We start from the raw sequence: 5,813 nt of genomic DNA, 5'->3' as shown, positions 1-5,813 counted from the left end.
TGACCTTCCGCCGTACGGCGGTGGCCCCCACCCGGCTCGGCGGCCGGCACATCTCGGCAGGGGACAAGGTGGTGATGTTCTACGCCTCGGGCAACCGCGACGCGGCCGTCTTCCGCGAACCGGGACGTTTTGACCTCGCCCGCGATCCCAACCCCCAGCTGTCCTTCGGCGGTGGCGGTGCGCACTACTGCCTGGCCGCCCAGCTCGCCAGGGCGCAGCTGAGAATCCTCTTCCGGGAACTGCTGCGGATGCTGCCCGATATCGAGGCGGGTGAGCCCGAGTTTGTGACCGGGACGTCCATCCACGGAATGACGCGGCTGCCCTGCCGTTTCACGCCGCACGCTTGAGATGCCGTACGGCGGCGCGGCCGCCGTCACGGTCAGCGCCACCCGTCGGCGGCCGGGGTCACGGTGTCTGACTGGGCGCGGGGTCCGGGTACCCACGGCGGGAGCGCGGTGAGCTCCACGACGGCTGCCGCGATGCCCAGGCCGGGGCCGGAGCCGACCAGCAGGACGCGGTCGCCGGGGCCGATCTCGCCGGCCATGAGCAGATGCTCGAAGGAGGCCAGCTGGTCGCCGGCCATGAGGTGGCCCACCCTTCGGCCGAAGCTCCAGGCGGACTGCTCCAGGGTGCGGCCCAGGGAGGACAGCCACGCGTCGACCAATTCCTGGTTCGCATGGGCGGTGACGACGCGGGTCATGTCCTCGGCGGCGATGCCCGCCTCCTCAAGGGTTTTGGCCATCAGCTCGCCCTGGGCCTTCATCACCCTCAGCATCCAGTCCTTCGGTGCGTCGTCACCGCCGAGGAATTCCCGCTGCCTGGCGCCGAGCTCGAGCGGCACTGGCCGGGCCGAGCCGGACGGATCCAGTGGCTGGATGCCGCGGTGCAGGGCTTCGAGTTCCGGTACGGCCTTGGAGTTGACGGACAGCAGCCGGGCGAAGCCCGCGGACCGGGTGAGCACCAGCGCTGCCGCGCCGTCGGCGAGGAGATACCCCGGGCTCGCCCGCCAGCGGTCCACCAGGGGTGAGCCCATGTTGTCGGCCGCGACGATCAGCGCCGCCTCGCTGCCGCCGCCCCGAAGATGTGCCGCCGCCAGTTCGAGGGCGCCGAAGACCCCGTTGCATCCCTGCCGTACCCCCACCGCCAGCAGATCGCCGCCAACCGCCTCGCGCATCACATACGACTGCGGAAGCCATCCGTCGGGGCCGCAGCGGTAACCCTCGACGTAGAGCAGCAGCCCCAGCTCCGAGATATCGCCGCCCCAGCGCCCCAAGGCCGTACGGACCGCGCGGACCCCCATCTCCGGTGCGGGGGTGTCGCCCGCGACGGCCGCGCCGAGCAGACCGGACCGCTCCGCTTCGGCGGCGTCCAGCCGTCCCTGCCGGACGGCCTCGGTCACGCTGACGCTGTCGGGCAGATACGTCCCGACGGCGGCGATGTACACATCCGATGTCCGCATGTACGTACACCCCTTCGCACCTGTCCGTGAATTTCGGTTCGGCTTTTCTCCGTATACGCCGACGCGGAAGAGAGGCGGTCGCTTCCAACTCGAATACGCCTCAGCCGACGATGGAGTCCGTGAATTTCTTTTTCCCCTCCCTTGCGACCGTCGAGCTTTGCGGCTACACCTGAAATTCGCTTTTCCCGAAACAGGAGGGCGGCCCCATGGACTTCACACTCAGCGGACAACAACGCGACCGTTGCGCCAGCGTCCTGGCCCGAACGCAGACCGCCTTTCCCGCCGGGCCGGGCGATCATCAGCCCACGGCGTCGGCGTCGGCGTACACCCGCGCCGAATGGTCCCGCCTTGCGGACCTGGGGCTGCTCGGGGCGAGCGTGCCGACGGCGGAGGGCGGCGGGGGGCTCGGCGCGCTGGACACCGCGCTCGTATTCGAGTCCGCCGGCCGCGGCTGTGCGGACACCGGAATTCTGTTCGCCGCCGCCGCTCATCTGTTCTCCTGCGGAATGCCGATCCTCGATTTCGCGCCACCCGATACGCGTAAGCGGCTGCTGCCCCGAATGTGCTCCGGGGAGCTGATCGCCGGAAACGCCATGACGGAGCCGGAATCCGGCTCGGATGTCGCCCGGCTGACGGTGACCGCCCGGCGGGTCGCGGACGGTTTTCTGCTCAGCGGCACAAAGAGCTTTGTGAGCAATGGACCGGTGGCCGATGTGTTCGTGACGTACGCGACCACCGATCCGCAGGCCGGACACCTGGGGGTGACCGCGTTCGTCGTCGAGCGTGGCGCCCCAGGGCTGGCGGTGGGGCAGCCGCTGGACAAGATGGGGCTGCTGTCGTGTCCGGCCGCGGCGGTGACGTTCGACGACTGCTTCGTACCCGACGAGCAGGTGCTCGGCGCCCCAGGCCAAGGCGGCGCGATCTTCCAGCACTCCATGCGGTGGGAGCGGTCCTGCCTCTTCGCGGTGTATCTGGGAGTGCAGCAGCGGCTGCTCGACCGGTGCGTGGAGCACGTACGGCAGCGTCGGCAGTCCGGTAAGCGGCTGGCCGAGTTCCAGTCGGTGAGCAACCGCGTCGTCGATATGAAGCTGCGGCTGGAGAGCGGGCGGCTGCTGCTCTACCGGGCCTGCGACGCACTGGACCGCGACGACCCGGACGCCTCCCTGTGGGTGTCGCTGTCCAAGCTGGCCGTCTCCGAGGCGGCCGTGGCCAGTTCGCTGGATGCCATGCAGTTGTTCGGCGGCCGGGGCTGTCTGCGCGAGGAAGGTATCGAGGCGGCGGTCAGGGACGCGCTGCCGACGACCGTCTTCTCCGGAACCTCCGAGATCCAGCGGCAGTTGATCGCAAGGAGCATAGGACTGTGAGCCTGCACCGACTGGTGGTCGAGGCGGCCGAACGCACCCCGGAGGCGCCGGCCGTCCACGATATGACCGGCGGCCTCAGCTACGGCCGGCTCGACGCGCTCGCCGACCGTTACGCCGCGGCGCTGCTCGACGCGGGCGTACGGCCCGGGAACCGGGTGCTGCTGTGGACGGGCAAGAGCGCCGAGGTGGTCGCGCTGATGCAGGCCGTGCTGCGGATCGGAGCGATCTATGTGCCGGTGACGCCTTCGAACCCGATCGGCCGGGTCCGCCGGATCATCGCGGACTGCCGCCCGTCGCTGGTGGTGACCGACCTCGACGACGCCCCCGCCCCGGCTGACCTGGACGGTCCGCGCGTCGAGGTGGTGGACCGCACCGCGCTGCGGGACGCCTCCGAGCCGGGACGACGCCCCGCACACCACCCCGCCGCGCCCGACGACCCCGCGTACATCCTCTACACCTCGGGCTCCACCGGCGAGCCCAAAGGCGTCTGCCTGAGCCACCGCAACGCGCTGTCCTTCACCGACTGGGCCGCCGAAAAGCTGCGGCTGCGGCCCGGCGACCGGCTGGCCAACCACGCGCCCTTCACCTTCGACCTGTCGGTGTTCGACCTCTACGGCGCCTTCCGGGCCGGAGCCTCGGTACACCTCGTCCCCGACACCCTGGCCCACGCCCCCGACCAGCTCATCGACGTGCTCGCCCGGCGCCGGATCACCGTCTGGTACTCGGTGCCGTCGGCGTTCCTGCTGTTGATGCGCCAAGGGCGGCTGCTGGACCGGGGGCCGCTGTCCCTGCGCACCTGCGTCTTCGCGGGCGAAGCCTTCCCGCTCAAGGACATCAAGCGACTGCGCGCGGCCTGGCCCGGCGTACGGCTGCTCAACTGGTACGGCCCGACGGAGACCAATGTCTGCACGTCCTACGAGGTGACGGCCGCCGACCTGGTCCGTACGACCCCGCTCCCGATCGGCACCGGGTGCTGCGGCAACGACGTACGTCTGGCCCCCCGGCCCGACGGTACGGCGGAGATCGTCGTCAGCGGCCCGACCGTGATGCTGGGCTACTGGGGCCGCCCGCCGCACCACGGCCCGTACCGGACCGGGGACCTCGGCCGCCGCGATGCCCACGGCGACCTGGAGTATCTGGGCCGGTTCGACGACCTGGCGAAGGTGCGCGGGCACCGGGTCGAGCCGGGGGAGGTGGAGGCCGCCCTCGGCGCGCACCCGGCGGTCGGCGACGTGGTGGTCCTCGTCTCGGGCAGCAGCGACGCGGCACGGCTCCACGCCGTCGTCGTGCCGCGGCCCGGGCAGCGGCCACAACTGCTCGACCTCAAGAGGCACTGCGCCTCGCTGCTCCCCAGCTACATGATCATCGACGCGGTGCACACCGTCGAGGCCATCCCCCGCGGCCCCAACGGCAAGACCGACCGCGCCGCCCTCGCACGGGAGTTGCGGACGAGGGAGCCGAACCGCCGCGCCTGACCGCCCTGCACCCCACTCTGCCGACGCGCCTGACCGCCCTGCACTCCACCCTGCCTCCGCCCTTGAACACCTGGAGTTCCCATGTCCGACACCGAACGCTCGGCCCTGCTGGACACGCTTCTCGGCTATATCCGGCACGAGTTGGTCGCCGACCCGGACCTCGCCGAGATCACCCCGACCACACCGCTGCTGGCCTGGGGCATCCTGGACTCGCTCCGGACCGCGCGGCTGCTGGCCCATCTGCGGGACGAACTCGGTGTCCTGGTGCCGGCCACCCACCTGACGGGCGGCCACTTCAAGGACGTGGAGAGCATCACCGATCTCGTGCTGTCCCTGCGTTCCCAGTCAGTGTGAGCTCAGCCCTCGTAGTCGTAGAACAGCCGGTCCACCACCGCCCGCGCCCGCCGCGTCGTACGGCGGTAGTCGTCGAGCATCTGGCCGACCATGCCGGGTCCGTAGCCCAAGTAACGGGAGACCGCCGCCAGTTCGCGGCTGCCGCTGGGGAACGTGTTACCGGGGCGGCCACGGACCAGCATGATGCCGTTGCGCGCGCGGGTGGCCAGCACCCAGGCCTCGTCCAGGGTCTGCGCGTCCTCCGCGCCGATCAGCTCGGCGGCGTGGGCGGCGGCCAGGGCCTCGCGGGTGCGGGTGGTGCGCAGGCCCGGTTCGGCCCAGCCGTGGCGCATCTGGAGCAGCTGCACCGTCCACTCGACGTCGGACAGGCCGCCACGGCCCAGCTTGGTGTGGGTGGTGGGGTCGGCGCCGCGCGGCAGGCGTTCGGATTCCATCCGGGCCTTGAGCCGCCGGATCTCGCGGACCGCGTCGTCGCCCAGGCCCTCGGCGGGGTAGCGCAGCGGATCGATCAGCTCGATGAAGCGCCCGCCCAGCTCGGGGTCGCCGGCGACCGGCTCGGCACGCAGCAGGGCCTGGCTCTCCCACACCAGCGACCAGCGCCGGTAGTAGGCGGCGTACGAGGCGAGGGTGCGCACCAGCGGACCGGACTTGCCCTCCGGCCGCAGATCGGCGTCGATGGCCAGCGGCGGGTCGACGGTGGGCAGCTGGAGCAGCCGCCGCATCTCGTTGGCCACGGCGAACGCGGCGCGCGAGGCTTCCTGTTCGTCAACGCCCTCGCGCGGCTCATGGACGAACAGCACATCGGCGTCCGAGCCGTAGCCCAGCTCATGGCCGCCGAACCGGCCCATCCCGATGACCGCGAAGCGGGTGGGCAGCTCGTCGCCCCACTTCTCGCGCACCGCTGCGCGCAGCGCGCCCGCGATCGTCGCGGCGTTGAGGTCGGAGACGGCGTCCCCGACCAGGTCGACCATCGCGGCCGGGTCCAGCGGCGGCTCGGCCACCCCCGGGACGCCCGCGGCCGCGGTGGCCGTGGGCGCCGTGGTCGTGGCGGCATGGGCGGTCCCGGCCGGCTTCGCCGCCCCGGCGGGGCGGAGCGGACCCAGGTTGCCCGGCCTGGTGGCGGTGGCGGGGGGCCGCGCGCCGCCACCGCCACCAGGCCGG

General features: G+C 71.8%; 6 protein-coding genes. 4 read left to right on the top strand and 2 right to left on the bottom strand.

Annotated features, from left to right (window positions below; translation table 11 throughout):
- The coding region (locus CCN51_RS31580) for a cytochrome P450 (protein WP_143675937.1) at positions 1-347 on the top strand (347 nt) is incomplete at its 5' end.
- A gap of 32 nt (positions 348-379) precedes the next feature.
- Here CCN51_RS31580 and CCN51_RS31575 read toward each other — a convergent pair.
- Entirely contained in the window at positions 380-1,459 is a 1,080-nt protein-coding gene (locus tag CCN51_RS31575) for a ketoacyl-ACP synthase III family protein (RefSeq protein ID WP_063647572.1), read from the bottom strand.
- Positions 1,460-1,665: 206 nt separating this feature from the next.
- On the opposite strand from CCN51_RS31575, the gene CCN51_RS31570 reads away from it, so the two are divergent.
- The 3 genes from CCN51_RS31570 to CCN51_RS31560 all read left to right on the top strand — a co-directional run bounded on the left by CCN51_RS31570 (position 1,666) and on the right by CCN51_RS31560 (position 4,652).
- Positions 1,666-2,823 (top strand): acyl-CoA dehydrogenase family protein, encoded by a 1,158-nt coding sequence (locus tag CCN51_RS31570; protein ID WP_014180279.1) that lies wholly within the window; start codon positions 1,666-1,668, stop codon positions 2,821-2,823.
- Positions 2,820-4,298 (top strand): amino acid adenylation domain-containing protein, encoded by a 1,479-nt coding sequence (locus CCN51_RS31565; protein WP_014180278.1) that lies wholly within the window; start codon positions 2,820-2,822, stop codon positions 4,296-4,298. The genes CCN51_RS31570 and CCN51_RS31565 overlap by 4 nt, the downstream gene beginning before the upstream one ends.
- An 81-nt stretch (positions 4,299-4,379) precedes the next feature.
- Positions 4,380-4,652 (top strand): acyl carrier protein, encoded by a 273-nt coding sequence (locus tag CCN51_RS31560; RefSeq protein ID WP_014180277.1) that lies wholly within the window; start codon positions 4,380-4,382, stop codon positions 4,650-4,652.
- A 2-nt stretch (positions 4,653-4,654) separates the two neighbouring features.
- Here the strand turns inward: CCN51_RS31560 and CCN51_RS31555 are convergent.
- The coding region (locus CCN51_RS31555; RefSeq protein ID WP_483883453.1) for a [protein-PII] uridylyltransferase family protein at positions 4,655-5,813 on the bottom strand (1,159 nt) is incomplete at its 5' end.

The organism is Streptomyces milbemycinicus (genome assembly GCF_002154605.1).
Taxonomy (GTDB): Bacteria; Actinomycetota; Actinomycetes; order Streptomycetales; family Streptomycetaceae; genus Streptomyces; species Streptomyces milbemycinicus.
This window is presented reverse-complemented; position numbering and strand designations above follow the sequence as displayed.